The organism is Neobacillus sp. NRS-1170, from assembly GCF_050468025.1.
In genome coordinates this window covers 44,836-66,196 of record NZ_JBITPF010000010.1, presented here as the reverse complement: position 1 = coordinate 66,196, position 21,361 = coordinate 44,836, and the positions used below count along the sequence as shown (strand labels likewise).

Sequence of the window (21,361 nt, the reverse complement as noted above, 5' to 3'; positions counted from 1 at the left end):
GACTAATCTTCATTAGCAAACAAAATTACAGCACCGTTGTTCTGTGAGGGACGAATAACGGCATTATCTTCCACCACCATACCCGGTGCGACAATCGCTCGTTCGATAACTACATTTTTTCCGACACGGGCGTCCGGCATAATAACCGAGTCCTGAATCATACTTCCTTCCTCCACTGTAACGCCTTGGAACAAAACAGAATGCTTAATTGTCCCTTCTACAATGCAGCCTTCATTAATTAAGGATTCTTCAATTTGAGCGGCAGGGGCAATATATTGTGGCGGCTGATTTGGGTTGACAGAATAAATTCTCCAATTACGGTCATAAAGATCAAAATCCGTATCCTCTTTTAGTAAGTCCATATTTGCTTCCCACAGGCTGCCTACAGTACCAACATCCTTCCAATAGCCCTCAAATGGATAACCCACGACCTTTTTCTTTTCTTCCAGTAATAAAGGAATAATATCCTTGCCGAAATCATTGGAGGATTCAGGATTTTTATCATCCATCTCTAAAAACGTTTTTAAGACTGGCCATTTAAAAATATAAATACCCATTGAAGCTAAATTACTTTTTGGCTCTTTCGGCTTTTCCTCAAATTCAATAATTTCTAAATCTTCATTTGTATTCATAATTCCGAAACGGCTGGCTTCCTCCCAGGGAACCTCAATAACAGAGATAGAAACATCTGCTTCCTTTTCATCGTGATAGTTGAGCATTTTAGAATAATCCATCTTATAAATATGGTCACCTGAAAGGATGAGGACGTATTCTGGATTGTATTGTTTTAAATAATTTAAATTTTGGTAAATAGCGTTTGCGGTACCTTTATACCACCTGACGCCTGCCGTTTCCGAATAGGGAGGCAATACGGTAACACCGCCATTAATTCTATCTAAATCCCATGCGCTCCCGATCCCGATATAGGAATGCAAAACAAGCGGCAGATACTGGGTCAATACACCTACTGTATCAATTCCTGAGTTTGTACAGTTGCTTAACGGAAAATCGATGATTCTATACTTGCCGCCAAACGAAACGGCCGGCTTGGCCTTATCTCTTGTCAGCGCACTGAGACGGCTACCTTGGCCGCCTGCCAGTAACATTGCTACGCACTTTTTTTTCTGTACCATTGCTTATTTTCCCCTTTCTTGTTTTAACTGGTCGTAAGATGGAAATACCAAAGGGCGGGATGGTCATTTCCAGATGGCATGGCTGATTATGAAACGGTTTTTCAATCGTTTTGATTTTCTTTTTATTTACCCTGCCAGAACCACCAAATAATACCGCATCGCTATTTAAGATTTCATTGTAATAATTGTAGGAAGGAACCCCCACTTTATAGTTTTCATAAACAACCTCTGTAAAATTGCAAACCATAACAAGAATATTGTCTTCTATTTTCCCTTTTCTAATGAATGAGAAAATACTTTGAGCTTTATTGTCAGCATCAATCCACTCAAAGCCTTCCCTATCATGGTCCAGTTCCCACAATGGTTTTGAACGTTTATACAGGTTCATCAATTCTTTAAAGTAATCATGCATGAAGCGGTGCATCTCGAAATCGTGTAACTCCCAATCTAAATCCTCTAAATCCTTCCATTCATCAAACTGACCGAATTCTCCGCCCATAAACAACAGCTTTTTACCAGGGTGCGTCATCAAATACCCAAACAATAGACGAAGCTGGGCAAATTTTCGCCAATAATCACCCGGCATTTTATTTAAAAGGGATCTTTTGCCGTGAACCACCTCATCATGTGACAAAGGCAGGACGAAGTTTTCCGAAAAAGCATACAGGAGGGAGAAGGTGACTTTATCATGCAATTCCTTACGATTCCGGGGCTCTGCTTCCATATATTTTAAAATATCGTTCATCCACCCCATATTCCATTTATAGTTAAAGCCTAAGCCGCCTTCATAGGCAGGTGAGGTGACTAGCGGCCAATCTGTCGAATCCTCCGCCATCATCAAAATGGCTGGATCGGCATTAAAGACATTCTCATTCAGCTTCCTAAGAAATGAAACGGCAAATTCATTTTTTTGATAAATGCCCCCTGCATTCCAGTACAGCATATTGGCAACGGCATCGATCCGAAATCCGTCAACGTGGTAGTATTTCATCCAGAATAAGGCGTTCGAGATCAAGAAGCTATGCACTTCAGGCTTTCCCAAATCAAAATTAGCTGTTCCCCATATTTCATTCTCACGTACGTATGTATCTTCATATTCATAAACAGGCTGACCATCAAACATATATAAACCATGGGCATCTCTTCCATAGTGTCCTGGAACCCAATCGAGAATTATTCCTATACCACTTTGATGGCATTGGTCAATAAAAAACATTAAATCATGCGGTGTACCATAACGACTTGTCGGGGAATAATATCCGGTTCCTTGATAGCCCCAAGAACGATCATAAGGATGTTCAATTATGGGCATTATTTCAACATGTGTAAATTTATTCTCAAGTACATATGGGATCAGATCCTCAGCCAGCTCTCGGTATGAATAAAACTCCCCATCATCCTTTTTCTTCCAAGAACCTAAATGCACCTCGTAAATGGCAAGTGGTTCTTCATACACACTTTTTTTCCGTTTCTTTTTAAACCACTTTTGATCGGTCCAATCATATCCTTCAATGTTGTAAACAATTGATGCTGTGTCCGGCCTGAGCTCAGAATAAAATGCATAGGGATCTGCCTTTAGGATAGTATCTCCCTTAGCAGTTATAATTTGATACTTGTATATCTCATGTTCCAGCAATACTGGAATATATAATGACCAAATTCCTTCATCATTTAGTTTTGTCATACCATGCCGGCTTCCATCCCAATTATTAAAATCCCCAACCACGTTGACCTCGGCGGCATGGGGAGCCCAGACAGAAAAACGAGTACCCTTTACTCCATTCTGTGTTTCAAGATGTGCCCCAAAGACCTTGTAGCATTCAGACAAACTTCCTTCGTGAAAAAGGTGGACATCATAATCTGTTGGATGTGTTAAGGTCACAATACTCACCTCGTTCCTGCTGAAATTTCGATTTCCTTAATCAAAGACTCTATTTTGTAGCATGTTAAAAGAAGCTGCCCATTATTCTGGGCAGCATTGCAAAATTAAAGTATTAAAATAAAATGGTTGATAGAAAAACAACAGTGGTTACTGTAATCATGCTAAGCAAAGTAGACAGTAAAACAACTTGAGCGGCATATTCTGGATGATTTCCATATTCTAAAGCAAATAAAGCGCTATTTCTTGATGTTGGGAAGGAGCTTGCAATAAACAACGCCTGTGCCGTAGTTCCATCCAACTTTAAAAGAAAAATAATCAGTAATGCGATGGCTGGTGATAGAATGAGACGGCCAAATAAACTTAGAAACAACGGCAAGGATAAACAAGTAATTTTTAAATAGGCACTTTGTGCACCTAGCGTAACGAGTGCGACTGCCAGAAAAGCATTTGAAGTATTACTAATTGGAGTCCATAGAAAATCAGGTAATTTTATATGCAAGGTGTGAAGAATCAATCCCAATAAAAAAGCATAAATAACTGGATTTTTTAGAAACTTCTTAATTGCTTTAATTCCACTTTGATCAACGGAAACAGAATTTAACAGTCCATAGGTGTAGGTGAGTAAGTTCTGAAAAATCATGACCACTATCTGAATAGACGCACCCAATGGATTATGCTGGAAAACTAGCTGGCTTACTGGCAGCCCAAAGTTTCCGGAATTGTTAAGTACCACGCTATTTTTGAAGGTCGATGAAAGACCGTTTTCAAATTTGGCCGCTTTTGAAATGATTGCAGTTATTATCATCAGACTGCTGCATTGTATCAATAAGAAGCTTAGTATATGCACAAGAGTTTTTCCGCCAACATTCGTTTGATAAATATTTGCAAAACTAACACAAGGCATCAAAAAATAATTATTTAATTTAGACAAAGTATTCATATCAAACTGAAATTTTCGATGTAAAAATACTCCCGCCACTATTAACGTAAAGACTGGTAAAATGACATTTATTAAGATAAGAAAAAATACTTCCATAACATTCCCTTTCTGTTATTCCCCATTAATGAAATATAGTCCAAGAACCCTCAGGTAGAGAGCTCTTGGACTATGGCAAATTTGTTAAAAAGGAATAATGGTCAAAATTACAGCAACCAAAATCATAACTGCTGATGATGCGCAGGCCCATTTTAGGAATGAACGCTGCAGGTCCCCGAAATCTTTACCAACCATTCCCACCAATAAATACGTAGATGGAACTAACGGACTTAACAGGTGAACCGGCTGCCCTAGAAGAGAAGCTCGTCCAATTGCGGCTGGATCGATTCCATATACGCTCGCAGCTTTAGCAAGTAATGGCAAAACTCCATAGTAGAAAGCATCATTGGACATAAAAAACGTAAATGGTGCACTAATGATAGCAGTAATAATGGCGATGTGTGGACCTAAAGCACTTGGGATATGAGAAATCATAATGTTGGCCATTCCATCCACCATTTTTGTCCCAGAAAGAATCCCTGTAAAAATCCCTGCTGCAAAAACCATGGAAACAACAGACAAAGCATTATCAGCGTAATGCATGATTCGTTCTTTTTGTTCTTTTAAGTTTGGATAATTGATCGTAATGGCAATGGCAAAGCCTATCATGAACAATACGGTTGATGGCAGTACCTCTTGAATAAGTGCAACTAACAATAGAATAGTAAGTAAATAGTTTACGATGATTAATTTTGGACGCTTTAAGTAGTCATCCGCTGTTGTAGCAGCTATTTCTGAAAGAGTGCTATAATCGATTTCTAGGACACCAATCCGTTTCTTTTCTTTTCGTCCAAGAAGGTATGCCATAAACAATACAAACAACACACCGCCAACCATACTTGGGATCACGGGAGTAAAAATATCGCCCATTTCAAGATGCAAGGCTGTCATCGCTCTTGCAGTTGGTCCGCCCCATGGAAGAAGGTTCATAACTCCTGATGATGATACTGCGATTCCAGCCAGTACCAATGGTTTCATGCCGATTCGCTTATATAAAGGAAGCATAGCAGAAATGGTAATCATATAAGTAGTTGTTCCATCACCATCAAGTGAAATTAATAGTGCAAGGACGGCTGTTCCTATTGCAATTTTTACTGGATCCCCTTTTACTAGTTTCAAGATTGTCGAAATGATAGGGTCAAATACCCCTGCATCGATCAATATCCCGAAAAAGAGAATCGCAAACAGGATCATGATTCCTGTCGGTGCCACGCTTTTAATCCCCTCAAGCGCCATCGGCCCCATTTCTTTTCCGAATCCGCCGAATAAGGCAAATACAACCGGTACCACCATTAAGGCGATCATCGCTGAAAGACGTTTTGTCATAATTAATACCATAAATACAATAATCATTAAAAATCCTAAAGTTGCTAACATCGTCTTCACCCCTTTTGTTTGTAAATTAATAATAATCAAAATTTTCTAGAGTGAAAACGTTTGCAAAATTAAGTTATTATTGTAAATAAAGATGTATTTTGTACATTTTGTTCACGGGATTTAAATATAAAAAATGATGCCTATAGGCACCATTTTTAAATAGGATAATATTTTCTTTCCGGTCTTCCGACAATTCCATAGACCACTTCCGCCTTTGCTTCCTTTATGGATGACAGGTATTCTAAATAGCGGCGCGCTGTGATCCGGGAGGCTCCAATTTCATTTCCCACTTCTTCGGCAGAAAGGCCTTGGTTTTTAACCAGTAAAACGTTTTTCACCTTTCTAAGTGTAATTTCATCGATTCCTTTTGGCAATTCAGTTTCCTTTCCTGGTTTTTCAATTTCCTTATTTCCAAAAAGAAGGTCCACATATTTCTGATTTATTTCCTGTTTTGAATTTAAAAGAGTGTACTTTTTGATAAAATCGAGAATGACTTCGTCAAATCTTTCCCGGTTTACTGGTTTTATTAAATAGTTTTCGACTCCATAACTCAATGCTTTTTCAATGAAATCTTTATCAGTGGCTGCTGTAATCATAATAATACTGACCTTTGGAAAACCTTCGCGGATGATCGGGAGCAAATCAGATCCCAGCATATCCGGCATATAGATATCCAATATCAATAAATCGGGGGTTTTTTCCGTCAGCATTTCAATTGTCTGACTGCCATTCAATGCTTTTCCAGCCACTTCAATTTCATTAAATTTATTTAAAAATTTTTCATGGATATCAGCAATCCGAAAATCATCTTCTGCAATAACCGCTGTTATCTTATTCAACATTTTTACTCCTCTCGTATTCCTTTGGTAGGTATACAGTAAAGACCGTTCCATTTTCAGGATTACTTTGAACCTCAATCATTCCATTCATTTCAGCCACAGCCTCTTCTGCATTTGCGAGGCCAAATCCCCTTGGCTCAACTCCAGTCTTAGAAGAATATCCCCTGTTAAATAGTAGAGGAATTTCTCTCTCACTAATTCCCTTTCCATTATCAGCAATCTCAAAAATGATATCACTTCCGATATCTGTCGTGAACAATTTTACGGTAGGAGAATCTTTACCATAGACAGCTTCAAAGGCATTATCAATTAAGTTCCCCAGGATAATGATCAGGTTCGACAGTTTAATATGTGATGGTAATTCTGCTAGAAAACTGTCTGCTACTATTTCAAAATTTATTTTCTTTTCTGAAGCTTTTCCTAGTTTTCCTAACAGAATCGCTTGCACCTTGCTATCTTTAATATGGTTAAAAACAATAGAATTCTGAATCTGCAAACTTTGCGTTTCCGTTTGGATCATCTCAATTGCCTGTTCATATTCCCCGAGCTGAAGCAATCCCATTAACACATATAATTTATTGGTAAATTCATGTGTTTGGGCCCGTAAGTCTTCGGAATAACTTTTTACTTCTGATATGGTATTGACCATTTGCTCAATCTCGGTTTTATCCCGGAAAGAAGCTACGACTCCACTAATTCCCGTTTCATCAAAGAGCGGGGTGCAATTGACGATGACGGTTTTATCCTTCCAGACCATTTCTTTATCCTCTTGCGGATCTCCCGTTCTTAGTACCTCATATAAGTAGTCTGATGGGAACAGCCCGTCCACCTTCAAATGGCGGACAGATCCTTTTATATGTAAAAGTCGTTTTGCCGGTTGATTCATCATCGTGATGAATCCATCTTTATTGATGGCCAATATTCCTTCCTTTACACCATGCAGGACGGCGTTCTTTTCTTTATAAAGTGATGCTATTTCATATGGTTCAAGCCCCATTGTATCTTTACGGATGTTTTGTCCGAGCAGGATGCTTCCGATAAGCGAAATGATAAGGGCAATAAGTGAAACAAGAAGCACCTTAGAAAGAGTGTTCATAATTTGTTGTTGGATATCCTCAAGCAGGAAACCTACAGAAACGATACCGATTACTTCTCCCTTTTCGTTAAAAATTGGAGATTTCCCTCTAATCGAAGGTCCCAGTGACCCCTTCGCTTTGGAGACATAATATTCTCCTTTGTTAAGGGCCCTTTCATTATCTCCACCCCTCATTTTTTTCCCAATCTTAGAGGTTATAGGATGTGAATATCTGATACCTTCTTTGTTGCCAATGACAACGAATTCTGCCCCCGTCTCTTTGCGGATCTTCTCTGCAATCGGCTGAATCGTTTTAGATGGATCGGCTGTTTCGAACGCTGAAATAATGGGAGGAATAAATGAGACCGTTTTCGAGATTTCCAATGCCATCCGGCCCTTGTTTTCCTCTATTTGTTTACTTTCCATATAGCTGAAAAATACGGTCAACAGCAGAATCAACAATAAACCCAGCGATAGGACCAGCCCAAATATTTTTGTCTGTAATAATATTTTTTTTGTTTTCAGGCGGCACACCTCCTTTTGAAGCTGCATGGATTATGTTTAAAAACCATTATATCCTTAATTGCTGGAAAATTGTTTGTAAATGTTTTCATTAATAGAAAAAACGGCAGCAAACAGCTACCGTAAGATCTTACCTTCATAGAATGGACCTTGAAACACTTTTTTGAGTTGTTAATGAAATGTTTATCGTTTCTAATGATGATTCTAAACGCTCTTTGGCTTCTAAATTTAATTCATAGCGGTTATTTCCTAATTTATTAATTTGATTGTCTAAAATAAATACACCTTTTAAAATATTGGTTGCTCCTAAAGTAGCAAGTACAGGTTTTAGGGCATAATCAATCATTAATAAGTGACCAAATGTGCCGCCAACCGCAATTGGTAAAACAGTCTTACCCTCGAGACCGTTTTGCGGCAGGAGATCCAAATACGTTTTTAAAACTCCTGTAAATGATGCTTTATAAACCGGTGTGAGAATTACGATAATATTTGAATCCTCAACCTTCTGATTCGCTTTTTTAATTTCTTCACTATCAAACTTGGCCAGAATTAAATCTTCTGCCGGCAGATGGCGGACATTTATAATTTCCGGGGTTGTCTGTACTCCATGGAAATAATTTAAAACATCATGTAATACACCATTTAATCTCGTTTCCTCTGAAGGGCTTCCAGAAATAATTGTAACTTTACTCATCGTGCGAACTACCTTTCATCAATAATTTATAAGTTCCAAATTACCTTTTGTTCGGTTTTTTATTAATCAATTGAATCGACCCAAAATCGCTATGAGGATGATTAAGTGATTGAAATCTTTTATACTCGTCTTCAAGTTGCGTCAAGGATAATTCAAAAAGATGTTGATCATCTTTCTTATAGACATTATAAGCAATGAGTTTGTCGATTAAATTTTTCCGCTTATTTTCCACAGCTTTTCGAAGAATCTCTCCCAACTCAATCACTCCTATATATAGACTTTAAATTCTATCTTTCATAATAATGGGTGATACTAACATTTCATTTATTTAGATTTAACAATTCTCTTGATGTTTCAAATAAATAATACGCCGCTTTTATTAGCGCCGATTCATCAAGAGTGAATGCAGGATGGTGCCATTCTTCGGTCCCATTTGTACCAAAAAAGGCAAATGTTCCTGGAATCTCTTGAAGATAGTAGGAGAAATCCTCACCAGCCATGGACGGTTCTGGATTGATGACATACAACGACTGCTTTTCGGCAGATTTCTTGGCAACCTCTGTAATTGTCTTATGATTGCTAAGTGGCGGCGGTCCTGCAAACCAATCAATTTCTACTTCGTGTGAAAAAGCTTTGGCGATCGCTTCAACAATGTTAAAGAACCTTGCCTTTACTTCGTCCCGAATAGCCTGATCAAAGGTTCGAATCGTTCCCTCTAGTTTGACTTCCCCTGGAATGACGTTCCACGTACTGCCGCCGATTATCTTCGTCACACTCAGCACGGCACTATGAAGTGGGGACACATTCCGGCTGACCACGGTCTGAAGGGCCGTAATAAGATGGCCGGCAGTGAGGATTGGGTCCTTTCCATTTTGCGGTATGGCTGCGTGACTTCCTTTTCCATACAGAACAATTTGAAATCGATCTACTGCCGACATTAATGGACCTTCCTTTAAACCAATGGTGCCTACAGGCAAGTCTGGTTTATTGTGCAGGCCAATAATCGCCCCAACTCCATCCAACTGTCCGTCATCTATTACCTGTTTGGCGCCTCCTCCTAATTCCTCTGCAGGTTGAAAGAGCAAGCGTACGGTTCCATTTAACTCAGACTGGTGTCTTTTTAAAAGACGAGCCGCTCCGATAAGTGCCGCTGTATGAAAATCATGACCGCAAGCATGCATGACCCCTTTATTTTTTGAAGCATAGGGCAGGCCCGTTTTTTCCTCAATCGGAAGTGCATCAATATCCGCACGCACCGCCACAATCGGACCAGGATTCCCTCCTTTTATGTCAGCAAACACACCTGTTTTCAAATCCGTTTTCCGAATGGGGATGCCTAGTTCCAGCAGCCATTTTTCAATGGACTTCGTCGTTTCAAATTCTTGATTCGATAATTCCGGGTATTGATGCAAATGACGACGAATCGATATTAAGTACCGCTCAAATTCCTCCTGATTCATAACAAAAATTCCTTTCCTAAAAATCAAATCGATAGCATTTTACTAAAATATCATTGTTCATAAATTCTTTCGTTCGATCTCGCTTAAACCCAAACCATTCATACAAGCGAATGGCATTCTGCATTTTATCACCGGTGTGCAAATACAATTTATCGGCTTCCTGCGATTTTGCAAAATCGAGACTCGCTTTTAATAATTCTTGGGCTATGCCTCGTCCCCGCGCCTCCGGATGAACGGCCAAAAGCCGAATGATTGGGGAAAAAATTTGTAATTCCGGTCTTTGATATGCCTTTTCCGATGATAGAAATAACTGCAGAGTACCAAGAATTTTGTCATTACTTTTCGCAATCAAAATCTTTTCGACGTCTGGATTGTCAACTGATGCCTTAATATTGGTTAAATAAGTCTCCCATACTTGAGGATTTTTATAAGCATCCTCATACTGCTGATAGCTCTCTACTAATAAGTTGCGGACCGTTTCTTTTTCTTCTTCCACTAATTCGTCTATGATAATTTGATCTATCGACATAATGGACACCTTCTCCCAATTCAGTTAGTTTTTAATTTACCCGTTCTTTTAAATATGGAAAAAATGAGTCACTGGAAATTCGCTGCAGGAAACGACGGGTCCGTTCTTCTTTTGGAGCATGAAAAATTTCCAACGGTGTACCTTCTTCTACAATGACTCCTCCATCCATAAACAAAACGCGATCCGAAACTTCCTTGGCAAAACTCATTTCATGTGTGACCACGACCATCGTAATGCCTTCCTGGGCAATGGCTTTAATAACGGAAAGCACTTCGCCGACTAATTCAGGATCAAGGGCGGATGTTGGCTCATCAAAGAGAATGACTTCAGGATTCAACGCCAACGCCCTGGCAATTCCTACCCGCTGTTGCTGGCCCCCAGATAGTTGCGATGGATAATGGTGTAATTTATCTTGAAGGCCCACTTTTTCAAGCACCCGTTCGCTTCGGTACCTGGCATCCTGTTTCTTCACTTTTTTCGCGACGATCAGCCCTTCCATTACATTTTGCAACACCGTCTTATGGGCAAATAAATTATAGTGTTGAAAAACCATCGCCGATTGTTTTCTAATAGACAACATCTCCTTTTTCGTTGCCTTTTCGGTATCGACCAGTATATTTCCAATTTCAACCACGCCTTCATCAGGCTTCTCCAAAAAATTTAAGCATCTAAGCAGCGTGGTTTTTCCCGATCCACTTGGACCAAGAATCGTTACCACTTCGCCTTTTTCGATTTTCAAGTTAATCCCTTTTAACACATCCGTTTTATTGAATGATTTTTTTATTCCTTTTAAATCAATCATGACACGCCTCCTCAACTATACGATGTCACCCTTTTTTCAAGTAAAAAAGAAATTCCCTCTACCAAAACCGTAAGTCCCCAATAGATGATTCCTGCCGCGATAAAGGCCTCTAAAAATTTCAGATTCGTAGAAGCGACGATATTGGCGGCACCCGTCAATTCTTTCTCTGAAACGAGAAATGCAATAGAGGATGTGTGTAAAAAACCGACAAATAGATTAGTAAAATTGGGAATAGACTGAGCCAAAGCCTGTGGAAGAACGATTCTGAACATCGCTTGAAACCTTGTCATCCCCACCGAGTAAGCAGCTTCCAATTGACCAGTCGAAACACTGATGATCCCTGAGCGGATAATTTCAGATAAATAGGCACCTGCGGCTAACGACAAGGCAATCAATACAAACAAAATAATCGGTATTTTGTTTGTTTGAATGTTTAAATCAAATTTGGATGACACCTGATCAATTAATAAGGGGATTCCATAATAAATGACCATAATGTGCATGATGATTGGCGTACCTCTGAAAAAAGAAACATATCCATTCGCTGTCTGGTGTAGAAACCTTGTTTTATATATCCTGACTAGTGCCACCGCCAATCCGATTAAAAAACCGACCGCCAAGGGAACAAGGGTTAATATAAGCGTAATGGGAAGAGACTTAATGATTTCTTTAAAAGCGGTCCAGATAAAAGGAATATCGATCGTCATGTATATCCCTCCTTTTTATGCAGCTGCTGATAGATCAGCTTTCTGATAACGATTGAAATATTTTTCCAGTTTTTCAAATATCTTTTCAAACAATAGAACAACAGAATAATAGATAATAGAAAGAGATATATACACTTCCAGCGCATGGGCGGTTGCAGAAATCAAGGTATCTCCTCTCCCCATCATATCCATAACACCAATCGTGAACGCGAGTGAAGTATCCTTTAATGAACCGATAACGGAGTTAGCCACATTTGGAAAGGCAATCCGAAGGGCCTGTGGCAAAACGATTCGAAAAAAGTTCTGAGTGCTGGTCATTCCCACTGAATAGGCCGCTTCCGTTTGCCCTTTATCAACCGCACGTATGGCTCCTCGAAAAATTTCTGAAAATCCTGCTCCATTACTAATCGCATAAGTAATGATGACGAAATAAAAAACCTCCAGTTTTGAAACATCAATGTTGATAATCTGAAGGACGGCAGGCACCCCATAAAAAACAAGGAATAATTGGATTAGAATCGGTGTCCCGCGTATAAAAGAAACATATAAAATGACCAATTGATTTAAGATAGGTATTTTAAACAGCCTCGGTATAGCGGCTGCTACACCGAGGATAAGTCCTAGAAAAATAGATGCTGCTAAAATCTGAAGAGTGACCCCTAGATAATGAAATAATGTCGGTATAAATTCGAAAATTAATGAAGGATCAAATGCTTTCCCCATTTATTAACCGCCTCCTAACACTTCCTTCCAACTGGTTAAAAGTTGACTGTGTAGTCAGCTCCCAGCCATTTTTCACTCAATTCACTGACTACTCCTTCTTTTTTCAGCTCAACGATCGCTTCGTCGATTCTTTTTTGCAGTGGTGTTTCATCCTTTCTTAGAAGGAAATAAACTTTTGAATTCAAGAGCGGTTCACCGACCACTTTTTGCTGGGCATCAACAGCCTTATTATTAAAATCTACTGAAAATGGTGTTGTAATCGTTGCATCTGCCCTGCCAGTTTTGAGTTGATTAATCGTTGAATCAGGTCCATTACCTGAATAGACAATTTCAATTCCAGCATTATTTTCCTTGTTATACTTTTTTAAGAAAACAGCAGAGTTACTAGTTGCACTGACGATTGCCTTCTTCCCTTTTAAATCTTTAATGGAGTGGATATTATTGTTATTTTTATTAACCGTTACATGAAGAGGAAAGATATTATAAGGTTCGGTATTAAAAAGAAACTTCTTTTGTCGTTCTTCATTCACTTCCATTTGGTGGGCGATAAAATCGATTTTATTTGTTTCTAGGCTAATTAACAGATTTGAAAACTCCATCGTCTTGAATTCAAACTGATATTCTGGCAGCTTTTCATCTATCTTCCGAACTAATTCCACATCATAACCGGTTAATTTTCCATTCTTATCAATAAAGCAGACATTCGGAAACTGTGTCCCTGTGCCAACTATGATTTTTTGTACCTTTGTGTCTCCTTTAGCGGTTTCCGAGCTTGCATTGGAAGTGTTATTCGTTTCTTGTGAAGAGCATGCACCGAGCGCTAGAATTAGCAGTACCGTTATTAAAATCGTTAATTTTTTCTTCATATCACATGCACCTATCCTTTTTATTTACATAAATTTCTATTGATTTAGTCAGAATTATTTCAATATTTTATGATTAAACCTTTCTAGCACTTTCTCGATATGCTCTATTCCAACTTGTGTGACTCCCTCATATACCTCATCTTGACCGATTTCAACCACTGGTACATGACGGACACCATACTTGACTTCCAAAATATCTCGGCGTTCATCATGGTGTGTAACGTCGATCGTTTTGTAATTTATTCCTCTTTCCTCTAAATATTGTTTTACCTCTCCGCAATAATGACACCCTTCTTTAGCCCAAACTACAACAGATAATTCTTTTCCCATTTTTTATTCCTCCTATAATTTTGATATATTTTTAATAAAATAGGCTCTTTATTAAAAGATTCATTCTCTTTTAATAAAGAGCCTCTAGTTGTCTAGCCGGCAGATATTCAGATTAGAAAAACTATATTTAGTCAGTTTTATCATTTGGTTATCACCTTTTTTTCATATCGGTTTTTCGGAAAAGGAATTCCCAGGTTTCCACGTAATGTGTCAGCCTCGTATTCGGTTCTATATAGTCCACGTTTTTGCAGAATCGGCACGACATGATCCACAAAATCATTCAATCCCTTTGGAACTGCGGAACCAATAATAAACCCATCAGCGCCATCAGCTTCAAACCATTCCTGAATAAGGTCCGCTACTTTTTCCGGAGTTCCAAAAAAAGCAGGCTTTGGTGTCGTTTCTCTTAATGCAACTTGGCGGAGCGTTAAATTTTGTTCCTTTGCTTGCTTTTTAATTCTATTGGTATGACTTTGGAAGCTATTTTGACCCAAGTCTCCTAGTTCAGGGAACGGTTGATCGAGTGGATATTGTGAGAAATCATGATGCTCGAAATACCTGCCCAGATAATCCAGCGCTTTGTCAATGGATACTAGATTAGCAATTTCTTGATATTTTCTTTCTGCCTCTTCCTCTGAGTCCGCAATGATTGGTGCGATTCCTGGCAGGATGACGAGTTCATCCGGATTACGTCCATATGCTTTTGCTCTATTTTTGACATCCCGATAAAAATCTTGTGCCGCTGCTAATGTTGGATGGCCTGTAAAGATGGCATCTGCTTCTTTGGCTGCAAGGTCTTTACCTGCATCGGAGGAACCAGCTTGAAATATGACCGGTCTGCCTTGCTTCGATCTGCCGATATTAAGCGGACCTTGCACGGAGAAAAATTCCCCTCTATGATTTAAATGATGTAATTTATCTGGCTCAAAGAATACTCCAGTTTCTTTATCCCGGACAAACGCGTCATCTTCCCAAGAATCCCAAAGTCCTTTGGCTACCTGCAAATATTCAGCTGCAATCCGGTATCTTTTGGCGTGATCAGGATGTTCTTCGATCGTTTTACTGAAGTTAAGTGCCGTTTTTTCAAGTGGGGAGGTAACCACATTCCAACCAGCCCGGCCTTGGCTGATTTGGTCAAGAGACGAAAATTGCCTTGCAACATTGAACGGTTCACTATACGAGGTTGATAGTGTACCAACGAGACCTATTCTCGAAGTGACCGCAGCAAGGGCAGACAAAATGGTAAGTGGTTCAAAACGATTTAAAAAGTGTGGGATTGACTTCTCGTTAATATGCAAACCATCTGCAATGAAGACTAAGTCAAATTTACCTTGTTCTGCTTTTTGTGCCTGATTGGTGTAAAACTCCAAACTGACACTTGCATCTGCTTGAATATTCGGATGCCTCCATCCAGCAATATTTCCGCCGACACCATGAATAATTGCACCAAATTTCAATTGTTTGGGATTAGGCATTTAAGATCCTCCTTTTTAACTCCGAGTTATTTGATAGGAATACTTTTTATTATTCTTGTGCTTTATCCTACCATTTAAATATTGGGAATTCTATACTTTATCTGATAGAAAAATTTTTTGTTTTCATTCGGAAATTCTATCAATCTAACTTACGCCATGGATAATATGCTGTTGAACAAATCGTTGGCACTCTTCTATAATTAGATCCTTGTCATGGTCTAAAGATGCCACATGATAGGAATTTTCCAAAACAATCATTTCCTTTCCTGCAGACCCTATATGATCCATAATATAATCCGTATTTTCCGGTGGTACGACATGATCGACTGCAGACTTAACGCCTAATACTGGACAATGAATATCTGGTATTATTGCTGGTGTTATGTCCATTAAAGTTTGCAATTGATGAATGGCTTTAATGGGTACTTTTTGATAAGTAATCTCATAGGCATCCTTTGCCTTAATATCGGGATTTCCTTCATCAATGAATCTAGGTATTTCTTTGCCCCTTAAATGGTCAAATGACGGAAGAGATAAGGCTGGATTAACTAAGATAATTCCTTTTATATCCTTGTGTTTATGAGCAAGCCAAAGCGCCAGTGTTCCACCCATTGACTGGCCCAATACAAAAATACTGCTGCAATGCTGGGTTAATTTTTGATAGCCCTTTTCCAAAGATTCAAACCACTCTTCGTGTGTGCAATTCTCTAAATCATAATAATGGGTTCCATGCCCTTTTAATCTTTGTGCCAAAACCGAATACCCCAATTGTGCAAGTTTTTCGCCAACGTAATGCACGCTTTGTGGAGTACCGACAAATCCATGTGAAATTAGAATCCCAATATTGCTTTCCTTATAATAAAATTCTTCTGCCCCCTTAATAATAGGAAATCTTTCTTCCATCTTTTTCACCCTCCTTTTACTTAAATCTAACTAAACACATTAACTAAGTTGGAATTAGAATTATAAAAAAAGCCGATTTTTTATTCAGATACAATTTGATTTTTTGGAAACTGCAGACCGTAATGATCTCTCAATGTATAACCTGTATATTCCGTCCTAAAGAGCTGTCTGCGCTGCAATTCTGGTATAACTAAATTGACAAATGGTTCGAAATCACGATTCATTACTTGTGGCATGATATTAAAACCATCAGCTGCCTTGTTAAGAAACCAAAATTCAAGTTCATCCGCAATTCTCTTTGGGGTCCCGCTGATTGTAAAATGGCCCCTTCCTCCTCCTAAACGGATAAGCAATTGTCTGACTGTAAGATTTTTACGTTGGGCCAAATGAATGATTAATTGACTGCGACTTTGATGTCCTTGAATCTCATCGATTACAGGTAGATCGGGCAGGGGTTCATCTAAAGAAACTGATGTTAAATCCACCCCAATTCTATTCGAAAGCTGTATTAAACTATGGCTGAAATTCATTTTGTCAGCTAACTCTTCTTGTCTTTCTTTCGCTTCTTCTACTGTATTCCCGATAATAAAACTAATCCCCGGCAATATTTTTACTTGATTCGGGTCCCTGCCGTTCCTGCCTACCCTTGCCTTTACATCTTGATAAAAAGCTCTTGCATCTTCAAATGTTTGCTGTGCGGTAAAAATGGCATCAGCATATTGAGAGGAAAATTCCTTTCCATCCTCTGATGTTCCTGCTTGAACGAGTACCGGTCTTTTCTGCGGGGAACTTGGAATGTTTAACGGTCCACGAACTTTAAAAAATTCTCCCTTATGATGAATTTCATGTACTTTATGTTTGTCTGCAAAAATTCCTTTCACTTTATCAGCTAAAATAGCATCATCTTCCCAGCTATCCCAAAGCTTCCTCGTTACCTCTAAGAATTCTTTTGCTTTTTTATAGCGTTTAGCATGATCAGGGATTTCTTCAAGATTAAAATTTTGTGCTTCACTATCAGTTCCAGATGTAATGATATTCCATCCAGCGCGCCCATTGCTCAGAAAATCAAGGGAAGAAAATCTTCGGGCAACATTGTAAGGCTCATTAAAACTTGTTGATACAGTTGCAATTAATCCTATACGATCCGTAACTGCTGCTAATGCAGATAATAATGCAGTTGGTTCATAGGAAATAAGCGGCCCGTTATCGACAGCCTTTGGTGAAGTTGAAATACGATCTGCGAGAAAGATAGAATCCATTTTTGCCATTTCTGCTTTTTGAGCCAATTGTTTATAATAAGAGAAGTTCATCAATTGATCAGAAGGCGATTCCGGATGACGCCACGAGGCCTCATGATGTCCCATATTATATAAAAATAGATTTAGATGCATTTTTTTACTTAGTTTGCTCATGAATACCCCTTTCTGTCAGATTTCACATTTATTGTATTAAGATTCCACCGCAGCAGCTCCCATTTCCCAAACTGTACTTGGCACCTCTCGTCTAAGAACTGGCATAACATCCGTAGCAAACCGTTCTAGCTGCTCATATTGTTCTTCCTTACTTAAGCCGCCCACACTTATACTTTGTACTTGATGTCCGAATGCTTGGTGATATTTGAGGATCTTCTCTATAACAAATTCTGCCCCTCCAATTAATGCTGAGCCATTTTCAATGTGATCCTCAAGATCCTTAAATGGGGATTGGTTATGTTTTGCGGCTTCTGTATTCATTTGAATATCATAGTACGGCCGGAAACGGTTAATAGCTCCTTCGTTTGTATCGGCCAAGTACAAACTTCCAGCACCAGCACCAACAACCGCTTTTTTCGAATCAAACCCATAATACTCTAAACGTTCGCGATAATGGTCAATCAACTCTTTATATTTAGCCATAGGATGAAAAGCATTAGATGAAAAAATGGGCTCTCCATTCTTTGCTGCCAGTTCAGTTGAGAGTGGACTCGATGCACTCCCATGCCAAATAGGTATCTGATTTTGATATGGTCTTGGTTCAGTCGTTACATTATATATTGGTGAACGGTAGTTTCCTTCCCATGAGACATTTTCTTCAGTCCATAAGCGTTTAAGAAGATCATAACGCTCAGCAAGGGAAGCCCATTGCTCCTCTTCTGTTATTCCAAATAACGGGTAATGACGTGGATCGTTGCCTTTACCAATCATCATTTCTAATCTTCCACCGGAAAGATGATCAAGTGTCGCATAATCCTCTGCGACTCGTACCGGATCAAGGACACTCAAAACCGATACAGTAGGAAGCAATCGGATTTTGGTGGTTTTGGCAGCAATCGCTGTTAACATTACAGCTGGAGACGAAGATAAAAACGGTGCCCCATGACGCTCACCTACCCCATAGCCATCAAAACCAAGCGATTCGGCCAAAACGGCCTGGTCAATCACTTGTTGAATTCTTTCCTGTGCCTTTAAATTTTCTCCTGTTACACCATTTGGATGATTACTCATAAGGTCAAACAAAACAAATTTCATTCATATTTCCCCCTTTTCTAGCCTTTTCGCTACTTAGGGCAGCAACTGTTTTTACCCTTTTTTTATTTGAAAGACACTCTAATCTCGGGTTAGCTATTTTGTCTTCATCCCGCTTATGAAAGACACTTTGACCTCTGCTTCTACTGTTATTGTCCTTCATCCCACTTATGAAAGACATTTTGACCGCTGCTTCGGATATTTTTGTCCTTCATCCCGCTTATGAAAGACGCTTTGACCTCTGATTCAGCTGTTTTTGTCCTTCATCCCGCTTATGAAAGACACTTTGACCTCTGATTCAGCTATTTTTGTCCTTCACTCCACTTATGAAAGACATTTTGACCTCTGTTTCTCCTGTTTTTGTCCTTCATCCCGCTTATGAAGGATACTTTGACCTCTGCTTCGGTTATTTTTGTCCTTCCATCCCACTTATGAAATGCACTTTGGACCTCTGCTTCTCTTGTTTGTATCCTTCATCTATACGGATTTATACCGGATAATGGCAGGCAGCCCAATGCCCTTTATTTATTTCCTTAAATAGTGGTTGTTCTTCTCGACAACGGGCCGTCGCAGCTGGACAACGGCTATGAAAACGGCAGCCGCTCGGAGGATTCAATGGGGATGGTATCTCTCCTTGTATAGATATCCGTTCCCTGTTGTACAAAGGATCTGCGACTGGAATTGAGTCAATTAGTCCTTTGGTATAATGGTGGGCAGGATGCAAGAACAGTTCTTCACTATCGGCCAATTCCACCAGTTGACCTAAATACATCACCCCAATACGATCTGAGACATGACGGACAATATTTAAACCATGTGCGATAAATAAATAAGTTAAATTGCGCTCTTTCTGTAAATCCTGCAATAAATTAATAATCTGTGCCTGAACAGAAACATCTAACGCTGACACGGATTCATCAGCTAGGATAAACTGTGGATTTAGCGCAATTGCTCTTGCAATAGCAATACGCTGACGCTGCCCTCCAGAAAATTCATGTGGATATCGATCAAACCCGTTTTTATTTAGGCCAACTTTTTCTAACAATTCTTGAACTCTATTTTTCTTTTCTTTCAGACTAAGTGTTTCATGAACTTGCAATGGCTCGCCAATTATTTCGCCAACTTTCCAACGAGGATTTACAGAACCATAGGGGTCTTGATAAATCACTTGCATATCTTTCCGCTTTTCACGTAATTCTCCTGCCCCTAATTTTGTTAAATCCCGGTCTTGAAAAAAAACATTACCACTTGTCAACTTTTCCAATTGTAAAAGAACCCGGCCCAATGTCGACTTACCACTGCCTGATTCTCCAACAAGACCAAATGTCTCTCCCTTTTCAATGGTGAATGAGACTTTGTCCACTGCTTTAATAAAGGATGGGTTTCGAGATATAAGACTTTTTCCAATCGGATAATATTTACTCACTTCTTGAATTGTAAACAGAGGTTCAGCATAGTGCTTTGAGCTGGTTAGAACTTCATTTTCAGACAGCACCACTGTTTCTTGTACTGGTTGTTTCCAATCAGTCCTCAATATTTCCTCTGCATGCCAGCATGCAGACTCCCGATTATTCACTTCTAATAAAGGCGGTGATTCTACTCTACAACGATCCGTTGCAAAGGGGCAGCGGGGATGAAACTGGCAGCCCGATGGCAAATCAGCCAGTCCCGGGATAGATCCATTGATAGAATAGAGTTTTTTACGACGATCACTATCTATCGTCGTAATCGACTGCATCAACCCACGTGTATATGGATGATGGGGCTGCTCAAACAATTGTGCTGCCGTTGCTTGCTCAACGATTCGGCCGGCATACATCACAATAATCCGGTCAGCCATTTCTGCTGCAACGCCCATATCATGTGTAATTAAAAGAATAGACATGCCAAACTCTTTTTTCAATTCTTGAAGGAGTTTCAATATTTGTGCTTGAATGGTAACATCCAAGGCCGTCGTAGGTTCATCCGCGATGAGAAGGTCCGGTCCGCAAGCAAGCGCCATCGCAATCATGGCCCGTTGCAGCATGCCTCCAGATAACTCGTTCGGATATTGATTCAATCGTAGTTCAGCATCGGATATGCCCACTCGTTCCAGCAAATAAAGCGCACGTTTTTTCGCATGCAGTTTAGTAGACTGCTTGTTTTCAAGAATGGTTTCGATAATCTGGCTTCCTATTGTAAACACGGGGTCGAAAGCAGCCATTGGCTCTTGAAAGATCATCGCCACTTTCTTACCTCGAATGGAACGGAGCTTTTTTTGAGAGAGTTGGGTGAGGTCTAGTCCCTTCAGTACAATGCTTCCATCTGAAATCATTCCATTTTCATAATCGATTAGCCTCATGATTGCCTTTGAGGTAACACTTTTCCCACTTCCAGACTCTCCGACAAGGCAGACAGTCTCCCCGGCTTTAATATGTAGCGATACATCGCTTATGGCGGTAAGAAAACGATCTTTTAATGCAAAATCCACCTTTAAATGCTGGATGTCAAGCAACTTCTCCATC

At 39.4% G+C, this 21,361-nt stretch carries 20 protein-coding genes; all 20 read right to left on the bottom strand.

All coding sequences use genetic code 11. The features are described 5' to 3' along the window. Nucleotides 1-2: 2 nt before the first annotated feature. Nucleotides 3-1,133 carry a glucose-1-phosphate adenylyltransferase gene (locus ACIFOT_RS03515; RefSeq protein WP_430061698.1) on the bottom strand — a complete coding sequence of 377 codons (1,131 nt, stop codon included), beginning with the start codon at nucleotides 1,131-1,133 and terminating at the stop codon, nucleotides 3-5. After that, entirely contained in the window at nucleotides 1,081-3,024 is a 1,944-nt protein-coding gene (gene glgB, locus ACIFOT_RS03510; protein WP_430061696.1) for a 1,4-alpha-glucan branching enzyme, read from the bottom strand. Before glgB ends, ACIFOT_RS03515 begins: the two co-directional genes overlap by 53 nt. Before the next feature lie 103 nt (nucleotides 3,025-3,127). Then, on the bottom strand, nucleotides 3,128-4,051 hold the full coding sequence (locus tag ACIFOT_RS03505) for an AEC family transporter (RefSeq protein ID WP_430061694.1): 924 nt from the start codon (nucleotides 4,049-4,051) through the stop codon (nucleotides 3,128-3,130). An 84-nt stretch (nucleotides 4,052-4,135) separates the two neighbouring features. Continuing rightward, complete coding sequence (locus tag ACIFOT_RS03500; RefSeq protein ID WP_430061692.1) at nucleotides 4,136-5,428, bottom strand: CitMHS family transporter; 1,293 nt, start codon at nucleotides 5,426-5,428, stop codon at nucleotides 4,136-4,138. A 155-nt stretch (nucleotides 5,429-5,583) separates the two neighbouring features. After that, a complete protein-coding gene (locus ACIFOT_RS03495; RefSeq protein ID WP_430061690.1) occupies nucleotides 5,584-6,270 on the bottom strand; it encodes a response regulator in 687 nt (228 codons plus the stop codon). After that, entirely contained in the window at nucleotides 6,260-7,894 is a 1,635-nt protein-coding gene (locus ACIFOT_RS03490; protein ID WP_430061688.1) for an ATP-binding protein, read from the bottom strand. The genes ACIFOT_RS03495 and ACIFOT_RS03490 overlap by 11 nt, the downstream gene beginning before the upstream one ends. 106 nt (nucleotides 7,895-8,000) lie before the next feature. Further along, entirely contained in the window at nucleotides 8,001-8,558 is a 558-nt protein-coding gene (gene ssuE / locus ACIFOT_RS03485; RefSeq protein ID WP_430061686.1) for an NADPH-dependent FMN reductase, read from the bottom strand. A 40-nt stretch (nucleotides 8,559-8,598) separates the two neighbouring features. Then, nucleotides 8,599-8,823: a Fur-regulated basic protein FbpA gene (locus tag ACIFOT_RS03480; protein ID WP_430061684.1), complete on the bottom strand. Its 225-nt coding sequence runs from the start codon at nucleotides 8,821-8,823 to the stop codon at nucleotides 8,599-8,601. A gap of 55 nt (nucleotides 8,824-8,878) precedes the next feature. Beyond that, entirely contained in the window at nucleotides 8,879-10,018 is a 1,140-nt protein-coding gene (locus ACIFOT_RS03475; RefSeq protein ID WP_430061682.1) for a M20 peptidase aminoacylase family protein, read from the bottom strand. A gap of 16 nt (nucleotides 10,019-10,034) precedes the next feature. Beyond that, a complete protein-coding gene (locus tag ACIFOT_RS03470) occupies nucleotides 10,035-10,547 on the bottom strand; it encodes a GNAT family N-acetyltransferase (RefSeq protein WP_430061680.1) in 513 nt (170 codons plus the stop codon). Nucleotides 10,548-10,578: 31 nt separating this feature from the next. Then, on the bottom strand, nucleotides 10,579-11,349 hold the full coding sequence (locus tag ACIFOT_RS03465; RefSeq protein WP_430061678.1) for an amino acid ABC transporter ATP-binding protein: 771 nt from the start codon (nucleotides 11,347-11,349) through the stop codon (nucleotides 10,579-10,581). A gap of 11 nt (nucleotides 11,350-11,360) precedes the next feature. Beyond that, entirely contained in the window at nucleotides 11,361-12,056 is a 696-nt protein-coding gene (locus ACIFOT_RS03460) for an amino acid ABC transporter permease (RefSeq protein WP_430061676.1), read from the bottom strand. Between the two features lie 15 nt (nucleotides 12,057-12,071). Next, complete coding sequence (locus tag ACIFOT_RS03455) at nucleotides 12,072-12,779, bottom strand: amino acid ABC transporter permease (RefSeq protein WP_430061674.1); 708 nt, start codon at nucleotides 12,777-12,779, stop codon at nucleotides 12,072-12,074. 35 nt (nucleotides 12,780-12,814) lie between these two features. Further along, complete coding sequence (locus ACIFOT_RS03450; protein ID WP_430061672.1) at nucleotides 12,815-13,645, bottom strand: transporter substrate-binding domain-containing protein; 831 nt, start codon at nucleotides 13,643-13,645, stop codon at nucleotides 12,815-12,817. 54 nt (nucleotides 13,646-13,699) lie between these two features. After that, nucleotides 13,700-13,975 (bottom strand): glutaredoxin family protein, encoded by a 276-nt coding sequence (locus tag ACIFOT_RS03445; protein ID WP_430061670.1) that lies wholly within the window; start codon nucleotides 13,973-13,975, stop codon nucleotides 13,700-13,702. A gap of 140 nt (nucleotides 13,976-14,115) precedes the next feature. Continuing rightward, nucleotides 14,116-15,450 (bottom strand): LLM class flavin-dependent oxidoreductase, encoded by a 1,335-nt coding sequence (locus tag ACIFOT_RS03440; protein ID WP_430061669.1) that lies wholly within the window; start codon nucleotides 15,448-15,450, stop codon nucleotides 14,116-14,118. Between the two features lie 144 nt (nucleotides 15,451-15,594). Beyond that, a complete protein-coding gene (locus tag ACIFOT_RS03435; protein WP_430061667.1) occupies nucleotides 15,595-16,353 on the bottom strand; it encodes an alpha/beta hydrolase in 759 nt (252 codons plus the stop codon). A gap of 80 nt (nucleotides 16,354-16,433) precedes the next feature. Next, entirely contained in the window at nucleotides 16,434-17,765 is a 1,332-nt protein-coding gene (locus ACIFOT_RS03430; protein ID WP_430061665.1) for an LLM class flavin-dependent oxidoreductase, read from the bottom strand. Nucleotides 17,766-17,801: 36 nt separating this feature from the next. Further along, nucleotides 17,802-18,860 (bottom strand): LLM class flavin-dependent oxidoreductase, encoded by a 1,059-nt coding sequence (locus tag ACIFOT_RS03425; RefSeq protein ID WP_430061663.1) that lies wholly within the window; start codon nucleotides 18,858-18,860, stop codon nucleotides 17,802-17,804. Between the two features lie 484 nt (nucleotides 18,861-19,344). Next, complete coding sequence (locus tag ACIFOT_RS03420; RefSeq protein WP_430061661.1) at nucleotides 19,345-21,360, bottom strand: dipeptide ABC transporter ATP-binding protein; 2,016 nt, start codon at nucleotides 21,358-21,360, stop codon at nucleotides 19,345-19,347. Nucleotide 21,361 lies beyond the last annotated feature (1 nt).